This is a genomic window from Geodermatophilus sp. URMC 60 (assembly GCF_053502585.1).
Genome location: NZ_CP199958.1, coordinates 5,141,963 through 5,156,863 on the forward strand (window position 1 = coordinate 5,141,963; position 14,901 = coordinate 5,156,863).

The following is a 14,901-nucleotide window of genomic DNA, read 5'->3' on the forward strand; positions in this document are numbered from 1 at the left end:
GCTCGGGACGGTGCCCTGGACGGGGCCGGGGGCTGGGACAGGGGTCCGCTCACTCCCCGGGGTCGTCCTCCTCCTCGAGGACATCGTCGGCCATCTCGTCGAGCATGCTCTCCAGCGCGAGGTCCGCCTGGCCGGGCGGACGGCGCTCCACCAGCCAGGGCTGCAGGTTGTCGTAGCCGCGCACCGAGACCCGGCGCAGCGGCCGCACCCGGTAGCGGGGCAGCCCGCGCAGCCGGCGGGCGAGGTCCCGGTCGACAAGCAGCGTGCCCGGCCGGCCCAGCGAGGTCAGCCGGCTGGCCAGGTTCACCACGGGCGAGTAGACGTCGCCGAGGTGGGTGAGCACCGAGCCGTAGGCGGCGCCGACCCGCAGCGGCGGGCGCTCCTCGGCCTGCCAGGCCTCGGGCAGCTCCAGGCCGATCTCCACGGCGTCGATCGCGGAGCCGGCGGTGTAGAGGACGCCGTCCCCCACCGTCTTGACCACCCGGCCGTGGTGGCGGGCGATGACCTCGCTGGCGGTGCTCTCGAAGTCCTCGACCATGGCGCCGAGCTCCCGCCCGCCCATGCCCCGGCTGCGGCTGGTGTAGCCGACCAGGTCGGCGAACCCGACGGCCAGCTCGCGCCGGTCGGCGGCGGCCGCGGGGGTGAGCAGCCGGTCGGCGTTGGCCGCCAGGTGTCGCCGCCACACGTAGTCCTGCACCTCGCGCAGCAGCGGGAACAGGCTGCGGGCGGCGGTCACCGCCTCCTCCGGCGAGACGGCGCGCTGCCCGGCCCCGGTGCCGCCGCGGGTGAGGGCGTCGGCGAGCAGGTCGGTCTGCCAGTCCGCCAGCCGGGACAGCGACTGCCCCATCGCGCGGGCGATCGAGGCCTCCGTCCCCGGCTCGACGAAACCGGAGCCGATGAGCGCGTTGAGCAGCTCCAGCGCCCGGACGTCGGCGTCGGTGAAGACCGGGTCGTCGTCGGCGACGTCGGGGAAGCCGAGCGCCCGCCACAGCCGCCGGGTGCGCTCGGGGGGCAGGCCGGCCATCGCTGCGACCTGCAGCCGGGTGTAGCGGCGCGAGCCACCGAGGAGCAGGCGCAGCAGCGCCTCGCGGGTGTCGCCGGTGTCCGTCACGGCTTCTGGGTCCCGAGGAGTGGGCGACAGCGCCGTCAGCCCGTGGTGTGGACGACCAGGACGTCGACCGACGAGCGGCGGGTCACGTCAGCCGGCACCGATCCCATCAGCTGCCCCCTGAGGCTGTTGAGCCCGCGGTTGCCGACGACGAGCAGGTCGGCCCGGGCGCGGGAGACGACGTCGAGCAGCGTCTCGACCGGCGAGCCGACGACGGCGACCTCCTCGACCTCCCCCGCACCGGCCGCGAGGGCCTCTTCCGCGGCGTGCCGGACGGTGTCCTCCGCCGGCGCGGATCCCACGACCTGGTGGGGATCCTCCCCCGGCTCGTCCCGGGCGCGGCGCACCTCGCGCTCGTCGGCCCGCGGCGGCAGGTACGCGCACACGATCAGCAGCCGGGCACCGCAGGCCCCGGTTAGGGCTCCGGCACGGCGCACCGCCCGCAGGGAGGACTCCGACCCGTCGGTCCCGACGACCACCGTGCGGTAGGCGTTCACGGACCCTCCTCGCTGGCGTTCCGGGGCCGCCCCGGGCGGCGCTGCTCTGGCGTGCCGGGAGCCGGCTCGCCCGCCCGACCGGCCAACCTACCGAAGCTGCCGGTCAGGGGTGTGCGCGGGGTCACTGCGCCGGCGGGACACGCGCACCCCGGAGGCTGCCCCGGCGGCCGCCCGGTGCGCTTGGATGGACGCGTCGCCCGGCCGACGCGAGGAGAGCGCCATCCACCCCGGCAGTAGTCGCCACCGCGACCCCGTGCAGGTCGAGGTCCGCGGCCTCAGCAAGAGCTTCGGCGCCGTCCGCGCCGTCTCCGACCTCAGCTTCACCGTCGAACCGGGCTCGGTCACCGGCTTCCTCGGCCCCAACGGGGCCGGGAAGACGACCACCCTGCGCATGGTCCTGGGCCTGGAGCGGCCCGACGCGGGGACGGCGACCTTCGACGGCGTCGCCTACGCCGACCTCCCGTCACCCGTGCGCACGGTCGGTGCGGTGCTCGAGACGGCGTTCCACCCGGCGCGGTCCGGGCGCAACCACCTGCGGGTGTACTGCCGGGCCGCGCGCCTGCCGGTCACGCGCGCCGACGAGGTGCTCACCCAGGTCGGCCTGGCCGACGCCGGCCGGCGCCGCGCGGGCGGCTACTCGCTGGGCATGCGCCAGCGGCTGGCGCTGGCCACCGCGCTGCTCGGCGACCCGGCGGTGCTGGTGCTCGACGAGCCGGCCAACGGGCTGGACCCCGAGGGCATCCACTGGCTGCGCGGCTTCCTGCGCCACCTGGCGCACGACGAGGGGCGCACGGTGCTGGTCTCCAGCCACCTGCTCGCCGAGATGGAGCAGACCGCCGACCGCGTGGTGATCGTCGGCGCCGGGCGGCTGGTCCGCGAGGGCTCGCTGGCCGAGCTGCGCTCCGGCGCGCTGGGCAGCGGGTCGGTCCTGGTGCGCAGCCCCGAGGCCGGCCGGCTGACCGAGGTCCTCGGCTCCGCCGGGCTGAGCGTCGGCCCCGCCGACGACGGCCGGGTCACCGTCGCGGCGACGACGCCGGCCACGGTGGGTGCACACGCGTTCCGCGCCGGCATCGAGCTGCACGAGCTGCGCGCGGAGACCAGCGGCCTGGAGGAGCTGTACTTCCGGCTCACCGCCGGCCAGGAGCAGTACGCCGCCACCGACACCACCGCGCAGGGGGCCGCCCGATGACCGCGCTCGTCCGCTCCGAGTGGACCAAGCTGTTCACCACCCGGGCCTGGATCGGGCTGCTGGTCGGCGCCTGCCTGATGGCCGGCGGGTTCGCCGCCCTGCTCACCGGGCTCGCCGGCCAGGATGGGGGCCCGCCCCCGGTCGGCTCGTCCGAGTACGAGGCGCTGGCCTTCTCCGTCGCGTCCAACGCCGCGGTGTTCGCGCTGATCCTCGGCATCATCGGGATGACCCAGGAGTTCCGGCACCGCACCGCGACGCCGACCTTCCTGACCTCGCCGAAGCGCGGCCGGGTCGTGGTCGCCAAGCTGGTGGCCTACACGCTGGCCGCCGTCCCCTTCGCCCTCGTCGCACTGGCCGTGACGGTCGCGGTTGTCGTCGTCTACGCCGGGGCACGGGGCGCCGCGCCGTCGCTGACCGGCGAGAACGCGGAGGTGCTGCTCAACGCCGGGCTGGCGATCGTCGTGTACGCGGTCATCGGCGTGGGCCTGGGCGCGCTGCTGCGCAACCAGGTCGGGGCGATCGTCGGGGCGCTGGTCTACCTCTACGTCGTCGAGCCGCTGCTGTCGGCCTTCTCCGCCACGGCGGCGGTCTACAAGTGGCTGCCCGGCGGCGCGCTGGAGGCCATGACCACCACCTTCCGCGGCCCGCAGGCCATCGCACCCGACCTCCTCGAGCGGTGGCAGGGCGGCCTGTTGCTGCTCGGCTACGGTCTGGTGGCGGCACTGCTGGGCACCCTGCTCTCCGTGCGCCGCGACGTCGTCTGAGAGAGGACCCGCTGCCCCCCACCGTGGAAGGACCCCGTCCTCCCCACCCTCCGTGGAAGGACCCCGTCCCCCTCACCGTTCGCAGGCCCACGGTGAGCCTCTGGACGGGGCCTACCCGGGACGGGGCCACGGCGGGGCCCTGCAGGGGGCCGAACAGAGCCTGACCGCACGAAGCACTGCTCCCGACCGGAACGGGGATCCCCCCATGACCACGCGCACGACCACGCGCACGACCACGCGCATGACCGCCCCGAGGCTGGGCCGGCTGATCGCCGACGGCGACGTCGAGGCCGTCCGCGCCGCCGTCCAGGACTCCCCCCGCCTGCTGAGCGCCACCGTGGAGCGCGACGGCCAGGGCGGCTGGACACCGCTGCACCTGGCCGTCGCCGAGGGGCAGGCCGAGGTCGTGCGGCTGCTGGTCGGAGCCGGCGCCGACCTCTCGGCCCGCACCGAGCACGGCCGGGACCCGCTGCACACGGCGCTGGAGTCGGCGCCCGCCCTCGTCCCGCTGCTGCGCGAGCTGGGCGCGCCGGTGGACGCGGCCAGCGCGGCCTACCTCGACGACGCCGAGCGACTGCGCGCCGAACTCGACCGCGGCGCCCCGCTGACCGACCCGGTGACCGGGGTGGACCTGCTGACCCTCGCCGCTGCCGGTGGCGCCGCCGACACCGCCCGGACGCTGCTGGACCGCGGCGCGGACGTCCGCGGCGGCGCGCTGCACGCCGCCGCGGGCCGCACGCGGCTGGAGCTGGTCCGCCTGCTGCTGGCCGCCGGCGCCGACGTCAACCGGCGCGACCCCGACACCGGCCGCTCCCCGCTGCACGCAGCCGTGGCCGCCGGTTCGGGACGCGACGCGCCGGAGGTGGTCCGCGAACTGCTGGACGCGGGAGCCGACGTCAACGCCACCACAGCCGACGGCGCCAGTGCCCTCGACATCAGCCGGGTCGCCGCGGCCCGCACCCGCCGGGACGACGCAGGTCAGGCGACCGCGCACGACGCCCTGGCCGACCTCCTCGTGGCCCGTGGCGCCACGGACTGAGCGAGGACCCCGTCCTCCCCACCCCTCGCAGCCGCGGGGCGGTGCCCTGGACGGGACCGTTCCGCACCCGGTCGGCCTGCAGTTGCGGGCGTAGACTCCAGCCCCGGTCCAGAGACGTGCACCGACGACGAAGAAGGCACTCGACCCCGTGTCAAGCGTGAACTCATCCCGGCCGTCCTCCACCCCCAACTCCTCAGCGGTGGCGGGATTCGGCACCAACGAGTGGCTGGTCGAGGAGATGTACCAGCAGTACCTCGCCGATCCCTCCAGCGTGGACCAGGCGTGGCACGAGTTCTTCGCCGACTACCGGCCGGGCAGCCCGGTCGCGGCGAGCGACGACCGGGAGGCGGCCCCGGCCGCCGAGCCCGAGCCGTCCGCCCCGGCCCCCGCGCCCGCACAGCCGGCCCCGGCCGCCCAGCAGCAGCCGGCCGCCGACCAGGAGCCCAGTGCCGGTGCCGGTGCCCCCTCCCGGGCCACCCGCGTCCAGGCGCGCACCGAGGACACCGTGGTGAACCGGGCCGCCGACCGGACCGCCCGGCAGGAGCCGGCCACCAAGGCCGCGCCCGCCGCGAAGCCGGCACCGGCCGCGAAACCCGCCGTCAAGGCCGACCAGCCCGCCGGTGAGGGCCCGAAGCGCGTCCCGCTGCGGGGCGCGGCGGCCAGCGTCGTCAAGAACATGAACGCCTCGCTCACCGTGCCGACGGCGACGAGCGTGCGCGCGGTGCCGGCCAAGCTCCTGGCCGACAACCGGATCGTCATCAACAACCACCTCCAGCGCTCGCGCGGCGGCAAGGTCTCGTTCACCCACCTGATCGGCTACGCGCTGGTCCGGGCGCTCGACGCCTTCCCGAACATGAACGCCGCCTTCGCCGAGGTCGACGGCAAGCCGACGCTGGTGCAGCCCGAGCACGTCAACTTCGGCCTGGCCATCGACCTGCCGAAGGCCGACGGCTCGCGCTCCCTCGTCGTCGCCTCGATCAAGGCCGCGGAGGAGATGGACTTCGCCGGGTTCTGGGGCGCCTACGAGGACGTCATCCGCCGCGCTCGCCAGGGCAAGCTGACCCTCGAGGACTTCTCGGGGACGACGATCAGCCTGACCAACCCCGGCACGATCGGCACCAACCACTCGGTGCCGCGGCTGACCGCCGGGCAGGGCGCGATCATCGGCGTCGGGGCCATGGAGTACCCGGCCGAGTTCCAGGGGATGAGCCCCGAGGCGCTCACCGACCTCGGCATCTCGAAGATCATCACGCTGACCTCCACCTACGACCACCGGATCATCCAGGGCGCCGAGTCCGGTGACTTCCTGCGCCGCCTGCACCAGCTGCTGCTGGGCGAGGACGGCTTCTACGACGAGGTCTTCCGGTCGCTGCGCATCCCCTACGAGCCGGTGCGCTGGATGCCCGACGTGCGGGTCAGCCGCGAGGGGCAGATCGACAAGGAAGCCCGGGTCATCGAGGTCATCGAGGCCTACCGGCGCAACGGTCACCTCATGGCCGACACCGACCCGCTCGAGTTCAAGGTCCGCAGCCACCCCGACCTGGACATCCTCCAGCACGGGCTGACGCTGTGGGACCTCGACCGGAAGTTCCCCGTCGGCGGGTTCGCCGGCGAGAGGCTGATGGCGCTGCGCGACGTCCTCGGGGTGCTGCGCAACTCCTACTGCCGCACGGTCGGCGTGGAGTACATGCACATCACCGACCCCGAAGAGCGGGAGTGGATCCAGCAGCGGGTCGAGCTCAAGGCCGAGCAGCCCGACAGGGAGAAGCAGAAGCACGTCCTCGGCCGGCTCAACGCTGCCGAGGCCTTCGAGACGTTCCTGCAGACCAAGTACGTCGGCCAGAAGCGGTTCAGCCTCGAGGGCGGCGAGTCGGTCATCCCGCTGCTGGACGAGGTGCTCATCGCCGGCACCGACCACGGCCTCGACGAGGTCGCGATCGGCATGGCGCACCGCGGCCGGCTCAACGTGCTGGCCAACGTCCTCGGCAAGAGCTACGCCAAGATCTTCGGCGAGTTCGAGGGCAACATCGACCCCGGCACCGTCCAGGGCTCCGGCGACGTCAAGTACCACCTCGGCGCCGAGGGCACCTTCGAGAACCCGTTCAAGCCGGGTGCGGAGATCGCCGTCTCGCTGGCCAGCAACCCCTCCCACCTGGAGACGGTCAACCCCGTCCTCGAGGGCGTCGTCCGCGCCAAGCAGGACATGATCGACAAGGGTGAGCAGGGCTTCACCGTCCTGCCCGTCCTACTGCACGGCGACGCGGCCTTCGCCGGCCAGGGCGTCGTCGCCGAGACGCTGAACCTCTCGCAGCTGCGCGGCTACCGCACCGGCGGCACCGTGCACGTGGTCATCAACAACCAGGTCGGCTTCACCACCAGCCCGGCGCAGTCCCGCTCGAGCCTGTACTCCACCGACGTGGCGCGGATGGTCAACGCGCCGATCTTCCACGTCAACGGCGACGACCCCGAGGCGTGCGTGCGGGTGGCGCGGCTGGCGGTCGAGTACCGGCAGGCGTTCAGGAAGGACGTCGTCGTCGACCTGGTCTGCTACCGCCGCCGCGGCCACAACGAGGGCGACGACCCGTCGATGACCCAGCCGCTGATGTACGACATCATCGACCGCAAGCGCTCGGTCCGGAAGCTGTACACCGAGGCGCTCATCGGTCGCGGCGACATCACGCTGGCCGAGGCCGAGGAGGCGCTCAAGGACTACCGCGACCAGCTGGAGCGGGCCTTCGCCGAGACGCACGACGCGCAGGACACCTCGAAGCCGCAGCCGGTCATGGACCAGCCCGCGCAGGAGAAGCCGGTCGCCACGGCGATCACCACCGAGGTGCTCAAGGCGATCGGCGACGCGCACGTCTCCCTCCCGGAGGACTTCACCGTCCACCCGAAGCTCCAGCGGATGCTGGAGCGGCGCGCGGCGATGGTCAGCGAGGGCGGCATCGACTGGGCGATGGGCGAGCTGCTCGCCTTCGGGTCCCTGCTCATGCAGGGCGTCCCGGTGCGGCTGGCCGGTCAGGACTCCCGCCGCGGCACCTTCGTGCAGCGCCACTCGGTGCTCATCGACCGGGAGTCCGCCGCGGAGTACACGCCGCTGGCGAACCTGTCGCCGGAGCAGGCGAAGTTCTTCGTCTACGACTCGCTGCTGTCGGAGTACGCGACGCTGGGCTTCGAGTACGGCTACTCGGTGGCCAACCCCAGGGCCCTGGTGCTGTGGGAGGCGCAGTTCGGCGACTTCGTCAACGGCGCCCAGATGGTCATCGACGAGTTCATCACCTCGGGCGAGGCCAAGTGGGGCCAGCGTTCCGGCGTCGTGATGCTGCTGCCGCACGGCCTCGAGGGCCAGGGTCCGGACCACTCCAGCGGCCGGATCGAGCGCTTCCTGCAGCTGTCGGCGGAGAACAACATGACCGTCGCCAACTGCTCGACGCCGGGCAACTACTTCCACCTGCTCCGCCGCCAGGCGCTCTCGGACGTGCACCGGCCGATGGTCGTCTTCACGCCCAAGTCGCTGCTGCGGGCCAAGGCCGCCGTCAGCCCGGTCGCGGACTTCACCGACGAGACCTTCCGGCCGGTGCTGGCCGACCCGGGTGTGGGCGGTGAGCCGCTGGACGACGCCGCCGTGCAGCGGGTGCTGCTGTGCAGCGGCAAGGTCGGCTACGACCTGTTCGCCCAGCGGGAGGCCGCCGGGACGACCGACACCGCGGTGCTGCGCGTCGAGCAGCTCTACCCGCTGCCGGCCGAGCAGATCCGGCAGGCGCTGGAGCGCTACCCGAACGCGCAGGACGTCGTCTGGGTGCAGGAGGAGCCGGCGAACATGGGCCCGTGGCAGTTCATGGCGGTCAACCTGCCCGAGCACCTGCCGGCCGGCCGCCGCCTGCGTCGCGTCAGCCGCCCGGCCGCGGCCAGCCCGGCCGTCGGCTCGGCCAAGGTCCACGAGGTCGAGCAGAAGCGTCTCGTGGCCGAGGCCTTCGCGGACTAGCCCGCACCTCCCGATGTACTTCACGGACCGGGGCCTGGAGGAGCTGGCCGACCGGCGGGGCGAGGAGCAGGTGACCCTCGCCTGGCTGGCCGACCAGATGCAGGCGTTCGTCGACCAGCACCCCGACTTCGAGGTGCCCGTCGAGCGGCTGGCCACCTGGCTGGCCCGCGGCGGCACCGAGGACGAGGAATGACACCGTGACACCGCGGTCCTCCCGGACCGCACCGCGGCCAGGTGCTCTGCCGCACCTGCGCTGAGCTGCTCCCCGGGGAGCGGGGAGGACCCTCCGGGCCCGTCCCCGCTCCCCACCGCGCGCAGGGCGGCTCCCGTGACACGCCGGATGGGTCGCCTTCCCTGCGACGGTGGACGCTGGCGGCACGCTGTGTCCGTGCTCGGTCACTCGCACGCGCTCTCGGGTCTCGCCGCCGGGGCCGCGACGCTGCCGTGGGCCCCGGTCGGGGGCACCGTCGGCCAGGTCGCCTGGATCGCCGCCGTGGGCGGGATGGCCATGCTGCCCGACCTCGACCACAGCGGCTCGACGGTCTCGGACATGTGGGGCCCGGTCACCGACGTCCCCTCCGGTGCCGTCGGGCGGCTGGCGCAGGGCCACCGCTGGGGCACCCACGACGCCGTCCTTGCTCCGCTGGCCTTCGGCGCCCTGGCGCTGGCCGCGGCCAACGCGTTCTGGTCCAGCCTGCTGCTCATGGCGCTGGCCATAGGGCTGGCCCTGCGGGCCCTGCACTTCGTCATCCCGGGGAGGGCGGAGAACACCGTCATCGGCAACCTGGTGCTGTCCTGGGCCGGCGCCTGGCTGCTGCTCGAGCACTCCCCCAGCCCGGCCTGGCTGCCCTGGGCGGTCGCTCTCGGCGTGCTGACCCACATCGCCGGGGACGCGCTCACGACGCAGGGCGTGCCGGTCCCGGTGCTGTGGCTGCTGCGCCGGTCCCGGCTGGCGCTCACCCCGCTGCGCACCGGGACGACGCTGGAGAAGGTCGTGCTGGTGCCGGCGTTCGTCCTCGCGACGGTGTACTGCGTCTACCTCAACACCGACGTCCGCGCCGCCGTCGACCCGCTGCTGCAGGGCCTGGCCGGACCGGGGTGAGCGCGGCCCCTCGGACGGGGCCCGGCACATGCGAGTGGCGGCGGGCGAGGGGGTCCTCTCTCAGCGGGTGACGCCCTCGTCCCGCGCGCAGGCGGCGACCGCGGCCGCGACGGCGTCGGCCACCCGTCGGTCCAGCGGGCTGGGCACCACGTAGTCGGCCCGTACCTCGTCGCCGACGACGTCGGCGATCGCCGTGGCCGCAGCCAGCTTCATCTGCTCGGTGATGGTGGTGGCGCCGGCGTCGATCGCGCCGCGGAACACGCCCGGGAACGCCAGCACGTTGTTGATCTGGTTGGGCTCCCCGCTGCGACCGGTGGCGACGACGGCGGCATGGCGGGCCGCCATCTCCGGGTCCACCTCGGGGATCGGGTTGGCCAGCGAGAACACGATGCAGTCCGGCGCCATCGACGTGATCGCCGACTCGGGCACCGAGCCGCCGGACAGGCCCAGGTAGACGTCGGCGCCCTCGAGCGCGCCCGCCATCGTGCCCGCGTAGCCGGCCCGGTTGGTGTTCTCCGCGACCCAGTGCTTGATCGGCGTGAGGTCGTCACGACCGGTGTGCAGCACGCCGCGCGAGTCGGCCACGGCGATGTCGCCGACGCCCGCCTCCAGAAGGATCTTGGTGCAGGCGACCCCGGCCGCACCGGCGCCGGAGACGACCACCCGCAGGGAGCCGAGCTCCCGGCCGACCACCCGCGCCGCGTTGCGCAGCGCGGCCAGGACGACGATCGCCGTCCCGTGCTGGTCGTCGTGCATGACCGGGATGTCCAGCCGCTCGCGCAGCCGGTCCTCGATCTCGAAGCAGCGCGGCGCGCTGATGTCCTCGAGGTTGATGCCGCCGAAGGACGGTGCGATAGCCGCCACCGTCTCCACGATCGTGTCCACGTCGGTCGTGGACAGCACGACGGGCACCGACGACAGCCCGCCGAACACGCTGAACAGGCAGGCCTTGCCCTCCATGACCGGCAGGGCGGCGGCGGGGCCGATGTCCCCCAGCCCCAGGACGGCGGTGCCGTCGGAGACCACCGCGACCACGCGCGGCGCCCACGTGAACCGGTCGGCCAGGGCCGGCTCGGCAGCGATCGCGCTGGAGACCCGCGCGACACCGGGCGTGTACGTGAGCGCGAGGTCCGCGGTCGACTCGATGCCGCGGGTCGGGCGTACGACGAGCTTGCCCCCCTCGTGCACCGCGAACGCCGGGTCGGCGGCGAAGCGGTCGGCAGTACCGTCGTGCTGCTGCGCGCTCATGGAACCGGGAGCGTAATCCAGCCCGGCGCTCGGTCTACCGGACCCGGTCCCGCCACTCGGGGACACGGCCCACCGGGGGCGCCGCTGCGCGGTTCCGCGGGCCGACCTGGCTACCGTCCGGGCGTGGAGATCCGCCAGCTCGCCGTCGGCGACGCCTACGTCCTCGACCTCGTGCCGCACGGCGACGCCCGCGGCCGGTTCACCGAGTGGTACCGCGCCGACGTGCTCGCCGACGTCGTCGGCCACGGCCTGCCGCTGGCCCAGGCCAACCACAGCGTCTCCGCCCGCGGCGTGCTGCGCGGCGTGCACTTCGCCCTCGTCCCGCCCGGCCAGGCCAAGTACGTCTACTGCCCGGCCGGCCGGGTGCTCGACATCGTCGTCGACGTCCGGGTCGGCTCCCCGACCTTCGGCGCGCACGACGCCGTCGTCCTCGACAGCGAGCAGCCGCGCGCGGTGTACCTGGCCGAGGGGCTCGGGCACGCCTTCCTGTCGCTGGCCGACGGCAGCTCGGTCACCTACCTCGTCTCCAGCGGCTACGACCCGACCCGGGAGTTCGGCGTCTCGCCGCTGGACCCCGCACTGGACCTGCCGTGGCCGGGCGACGTGCAGTTCGAGCTGTCGACCAAGGACCAGCAGGCGCCCACGCTGGCCGAGGCCCGCGAGCAGGGCCTGCTCCCGACGATCGAGGAGTGCACGGCCCGCTACGCGCAGCTGCGCGCCGGCTCCTGAGCCACCCCGGCTGATCACTCGGCCCCGTCTCCCGCTCCGGTGGGTACGGACGGATGGCCGCGTCGGTGCTCGACTCGTCGCGCGGCTCCCACGCTGGCGCATGTGACGCTTGACACACCTGCAGCCAGGCTCCAGGGTGGCGCCATCCTCGTCTGCGACCGCAGCACGGACATCTGTCCGCCAGTCGCTCCGCCGAGCCAGAGAGGCACCCGATGCCCGATCTCCACGCTCCGGTCCTCGTCGTGGGGGGCAGCCTCGTGGGGCTGACCACGTCCGTCCAGCTGGCCACGTACGGCGTTCCACACCTGCTGGTCGAGCGGCACCGGGGGACGGCGGTCCACCCGCGCGCGGCCTCCTTCCACCAGCGCACCATGGAGGTCTTCCGCGGAGCGGGCCTGCAGGAGGCCGTGGAGGCCGCAGCCGAGAAGGAGTTCGTGCAGAACGGCGCGATCGTCTCGGTGCCGACCCTCAGCAGCCCGGAGATGACGTTCTTCTACCGGTCGTTCAACGAGGGGGTCGAGGAGCTGAGCCCCACCCGGCGGCTGTTCATCACCCAGATCGGGCTCGAGCCGATCCTGCGCGACCGTGCGCGCGAGCTCGGCGCCGACCACCGGTACGGCACCGAGCTCGTCGGCTTCGAGCAGGACGCCGACGGGGTCACCGCGGTGATCCGGCCGCGGGATGGCGGCGAGGAGCTCGTCGTCCACTCGGACTACCTGGTCGCAGCCGACGGCGCGCACAGCCCGGTGCGTGAGCGGTGCGGCATCGACATGCAGGGCCGCGGCGCGTTCGCCCGGTGCGTCACCATCTACTTCCGGGCCGACATGCGCGAGCTGATCGGGGACCGCAACCTGAGCGTCGTCTACGTGAACCAGCCCGACCTGCTCGGCTTCTTCCGGTTCTCCATCACCGGAGACTCCGGCTTCCTCGCCGTCTTCTCCTCGACCAACCCCGACGGGACGCGGGACACGCACGTGGCCGAGGACCTCGACGACGCCAGGTGCATCGAGTTCGTCCGGAAGGCCCTGGGACGCCCGGACATCGCCGTGCGCGTCGACGACGTGCAGCGGTGGACGGCGGCGGCCTCGCACGCGGCTCGGTTCCAGGACCGGCGGGTCTTCCTCGTGGGCGACGCCGCGCACGTGATGCCACCCACCGGCGGCTTCGGCGGGAACACCGGCGTCGCCGACGCACACGACCTCGCGTGGCGGCTCGCGCTCGTCTCCCAGGGCGTCGCCGGCCCGGCGCTGCTGGAGAGCTACGACGAGGAGCGCCGGCCGGTCAGCGCTCTGGTGGTCGAGCAGGCCTACACCCGCTACGTCCTGCGGGTGGACCCCTCGCTACCCCGGGAGGCCCTGGCGCCCCAGCTCGACGACCCCTCCATCGAGCTGGGCCCGGTCTACCGGTCCCGGGCGGTCGTGCCCGACGACGGGGAGGACGACGGGGCGCTCCTCGACGACCCCCGCCGACCCTCCGGCCGGCCCGGAGCCCGGGCTCCGCACATCCCGGTCGAGGTCGACGGCCGCGCCGCGTCGGTCCACGACCTCGTCGGGCCGGGTTTCACCCTGCTCGCCGGCGCGGGAGGTCAGCCCTGGTCCGCCGCCGCGGAGGCCGTCGCCGGCGCGGAGGCCCTGCCGCTGCGCGCTTTCCGCGTGGGCCGCGACAGCACCGTCGGGGACCCCGGGGACCGCTTCACGGAGACCTTCGGCATCGGGGCGGAGGGCGCCACGCTGATCCGCCCCGACGGCGTCGTCGCCTGGCGCTCGGCCGGTGCGGCGAGTGATCCCCGCGCCGTGCTGGCCGACGTCATGGCACGGCTGCTGGCCCGCTGACGACGGTCGTCGCGTCAGGCCCCGGGTCACCGGGGCTGGTCACCGGGTGGCCCGAGCCGTCCTGGGCGCGGCCACAGCCGGCCCACCACCCGGCCGACGACGACCGCGGGACCGAACGCGCGGCTGTCGTCGGTGACGAAGGGGTTGTCCCCCTCGACCCAGTGCCCGCCCGGCACCGCACGGCGCACCCGCTTGACCACCAGCAGTTCCGGGCGCGCCGGGAAGCGGGCCAGGACGACGTCGTCGTCGCGCACCGTGGTGCCGGCGGCGACCCGGCGCACCAGCAGCCGGTCGCCGGAGCGGACCGTGGGCGTCATCGACGGGCCGGCGACGCGGGCCACCACCCAGGGCGTGACCAGCCCTTCGACCCCCGCCGTCCGCCCCGTTCCGGACGTGTCCCCGCTGCTCACCGGGAGTAGGGTCGCAGACGAACCGACCCCACAGAACCGGAGGCTCAGCCCATGCGTTTCCGCATGTTCTCCGCCGTGGAGGCCACCGCTCACTGCGACCTCCCCTGCGGCGTGTACGACCCGGCCCAGGCCCGCATCGAGGCGGAGTCCGTCAAGGCCATCCAGGAGAAGTACCAGGCCAACGAGGACCCGGTGTTCCGCACCCGCGCGATCCTGATCAAGGAGCAGCGGTCGGACTTGGTCAAGCACCACCTGTGGGTGCTGTGGACCGACTACTTCAAGGCCCCGCACTTCGAGAAGTACCCGCAGCTGAACGAGCTGTTCAACAAGGCGACCAAGCAGGCCGGCGCGTCCGGCGGCAAGGGCAGCATGGACCCGGCCGAGGGTCAGAAGCTGCTCGACTACATCGCCGAGATCGACAAGATCTTCTGGGAGACGAAGGCCGCGGCCTGAGACCCCCGCAGTACGGCGTCGGCCGGTGAGCGCTCTGCTCGCCGGCCGTTGCCGTCTCCCGGCGATGAGTCCTCCCTCCCGGGGCGGTCTGCCTGCTGACAGCCGAACACCCGGACCCCTGGAGACCCCGTGGCCGCCCGCCTGAACCCGTACCTGCACTTCTCCGGCAACGCCCGCGAGGCGATGGAGTTCTACCGAGCCGTCCTCGGCGGCCGGCTGGACGTGATGACCTTCGGGGACGTCGGCGGCGGCGGGGGCCAGTACCCCGACGACGGCGTCATGCACGCCTTCCTGCGCACCGACGACGGACTCGAGCTGATGGCCTCCGACGGCCACGATCCCGACGCCGCCGGCCCCGACCGGGTCTCGCTGTCGCTGTCCGGGGACGACGCGCCCACGCTGACCCGCTGGTTCGAGGCGCTGGCCGAGGGCGGCGAGGTCGACGTCCCGCTGGAGAAGCAGGCGTGGGGTGACACCTTCGGTCAGGTGACCGACCGATACGGGATGCGCTGGCTCGTCGACATCGGGCCCGCACCGGCCTGAGG

At 73.8% G+C, this 14,901-nt stretch carries 14 protein-coding genes; 10 read left to right on the forward strand and 4 right to left on the reverse strand.

The window, feature by feature from the left end; genetic code table 11:
* Positions 1 to 49 precede the first annotated feature (49 nt).
* Entirely contained in the window at positions 50 to 1,111 is a 1,062-nt protein-coding gene (locus ACWIX3_RS24200; RefSeq protein WP_448609888.1) for an adenylate/guanylate cyclase domain-containing protein, read from the reverse strand.
* Between the two features lie 35 nt (positions 1,112 to 1,146).
* Positions 1,147 to 1,605, reverse strand: coding sequence for a universal stress protein (locus ACWIX3_RS24205; RefSeq protein ID WP_448609889.1), 459 nt, complete (start codon positions 1,603 to 1,605; stop codon positions 1,147 to 1,149).
* 184 nt (positions 1,606 to 1,789) lie between these two features.
* Here ACWIX3_RS24205 and ACWIX3_RS24210 point away from each other — a divergent pair, with 184 nt between their 5' ends.
* The 6 genes from ACWIX3_RS24210 to ACWIX3_RS24235 all read left to right on the forward strand — a co-directional run bounded on the left by ACWIX3_RS24210 (position 1,790) and on the right by ACWIX3_RS24235 (position 9,684).
* On the forward strand, positions 1,790 to 2,794 hold the full coding sequence (locus ACWIX3_RS24210) for an ABC transporter ATP-binding protein (RefSeq protein WP_448609890.1): 1,005 nt from the start codon (positions 1,790 to 1,792) through the stop codon (positions 2,792 to 2,794).
* Positions 2,791 to 3,558, forward strand: a complete 768-nt coding sequence (locus tag ACWIX3_RS24215; protein WP_448609891.1) for an ABC transporter permease — start codon at positions 2,791 to 2,793, stop codon at positions 3,556 to 3,558. Before ACWIX3_RS24210 ends, ACWIX3_RS24215 begins: the two co-directional genes overlap by 4 nt.
* A 205-nt stretch (positions 3,559 to 3,763) precedes the next feature.
* A complete protein-coding gene (locus tag ACWIX3_RS24220) occupies positions 3,764 to 4,597 on the forward strand; it encodes an ankyrin repeat domain-containing protein (protein ID WP_448609892.1) in 834 nt (277 codons plus the stop codon).
* Between the two features lie 157 nt (positions 4,598 to 4,754).
* Positions 4,755 to 8,582 (forward strand): multifunctional oxoglutarate decarboxylase/oxoglutarate dehydrogenase thiamine pyrophosphate-binding subunit/dihydrolipoyllysine-residue succinyltransferase subunit, encoded by a 3,828-nt coding sequence (locus tag ACWIX3_RS24225; RefSeq protein WP_448609893.1) that lies wholly within the window; start codon positions 4,755 to 4,757, stop codon positions 8,580 to 8,582.
* A 13-nt stretch (positions 8,583 to 8,595) separates the two neighbouring features.
* Positions 8,596 to 8,775 carry a DUF6104 family protein gene (locus ACWIX3_RS24230; protein ID WP_448609894.1) on the forward strand — a complete coding sequence of 60 codons (180 nt, stop codon included), beginning with the start codon at positions 8,596 to 8,598 and terminating at the stop codon, positions 8,773 to 8,775.
* A 195-nt stretch (positions 8,776 to 8,970) separates the two neighbouring features.
* Positions 8,971 to 9,684: a metal-dependent hydrolase gene (locus tag ACWIX3_RS24235; protein ID WP_448609895.1), complete on the forward strand. Its 714-nt coding sequence runs from the start codon at positions 8,971 to 8,973 to the stop codon at positions 9,682 to 9,684.
* Between the two features lie 60 nt (positions 9,685 to 9,744).
* On the opposite strand, the gene ACWIX3_RS24240 is transcribed toward ACWIX3_RS24235, so the two are convergent.
* On the reverse strand, positions 9,745 to 10,932 hold the full coding sequence (locus ACWIX3_RS24240) for an NAD(P)-dependent malic enzyme (RefSeq protein WP_448609896.1): 1,188 nt from the start codon (positions 10,930 to 10,932) through the stop codon (positions 9,745 to 9,747).
* A 123-nt stretch (positions 10,933 to 11,055) separates the two neighbouring features.
* Between ACWIX3_RS24240 and ACWIX3_RS24245 the strand changes: the two genes are divergently transcribed.
* On the forward strand, positions 11,056 to 11,661 hold the full coding sequence (locus ACWIX3_RS24245) for a dTDP-4-dehydrorhamnose 3,5-epimerase family protein (RefSeq protein WP_448609897.1): 606 nt from the start codon (positions 11,056 to 11,058) through the stop codon (positions 11,659 to 11,661).
* Between the two features lie 212 nt (positions 11,662 to 11,873).
* Positions 11,874 to 13,493, forward strand: a complete 1,620-nt coding sequence (locus ACWIX3_RS24250) for an FAD-dependent monooxygenase (RefSeq protein WP_448609898.1) — start codon at positions 11,874 to 11,876, stop codon at positions 13,491 to 13,493.
* Between the two features lie 26 nt (positions 13,494 to 13,519).
* On the opposite strand, the gene ACWIX3_RS24255 is transcribed toward ACWIX3_RS24250, so the two are convergent.
* Positions 13,520 to 13,903 (reverse strand): S26 family signal peptidase, encoded by a 384-nt coding sequence (locus tag ACWIX3_RS24255; RefSeq protein ID WP_448609899.1) that lies wholly within the window; start codon positions 13,901 to 13,903, stop codon positions 13,520 to 13,522.
* Positions 13,904 to 13,954: 51 nt separating this feature from the next.
* Here ACWIX3_RS24255 and sodN point away from each other — a divergent pair, with 51 nt between their 5' ends.
* Both sodN and ACWIX3_RS24265 read left to right on the forward strand, forming a co-directional pair.
* Entirely contained in the window at positions 13,955 to 14,356 is a 402-nt protein-coding gene (sodN, locus tag ACWIX3_RS24260; protein WP_448609900.1) for a superoxide dismutase, Ni, read from the forward strand.
* 129 nt (positions 14,357 to 14,485) lie between these two features.
* Positions 14,486 to 14,899, forward strand: coding sequence for a VOC family protein (locus ACWIX3_RS24265; protein ID WP_448609901.1), 414 nt, complete (start codon positions 14,486 to 14,488; stop codon positions 14,897 to 14,899).
* Positions 14,900 to 14,901: the final 2 nt, after the last annotated feature.

What these genes read in the sequence shown, in the direction of transcription:
- ACWIX3_RS24220 (WP_448609892.1), top strand. Translation starts at nt 3,764, where the DNA reads ATGACCACGCGCACGACCACGCGCACGACCACGCGCATGACCGCCCCG.
- sodN (WP_448609900.1), top strand. Translation starts at nt 13,955, where the DNA reads ATGCGTTTCCGCATGTTCTCCGCCGTGGAGGCCACCGCTCACTGCGAC.
- ACWIX3_RS24210 (WP_448609890.1), top strand. Translation starts at nt 1,790, where the DNA reads ATGGACGCGTCGCCCGGCCGACGCGAGGAGAGCGCCATCCACCCCGGC.
- ACWIX3_RS24240 (WP_448609896.1), bottom strand. Translation starts at nt 10,932, where the DNA reads ATGAGCGCGCAGCAGCACGACGGTACTGCCGACCGCTTCGCCGCCGAC.
- ACWIX3_RS24250 (WP_448609898.1), top strand. Translation starts at nt 11,874, where the DNA reads ATGCCCGATCTCCACGCTCCGGTCCTCGTCGTGGGGGGCAGCCTCGTG.
- ACWIX3_RS24215 (WP_448609891.1), top strand. Translation starts at nt 2,791, where the DNA reads ATGACCGCGCTCGTCCGCTCCGAGTGGACCAAGCTGTTCACCACCCGG.
- ACWIX3_RS24230 (WP_448609894.1), top strand. Translation starts at nt 8,596, where the DNA reads ATGTACTTCACGGACCGGGGCCTGGAGGAGCTGGCCGACCGGCGGGGC.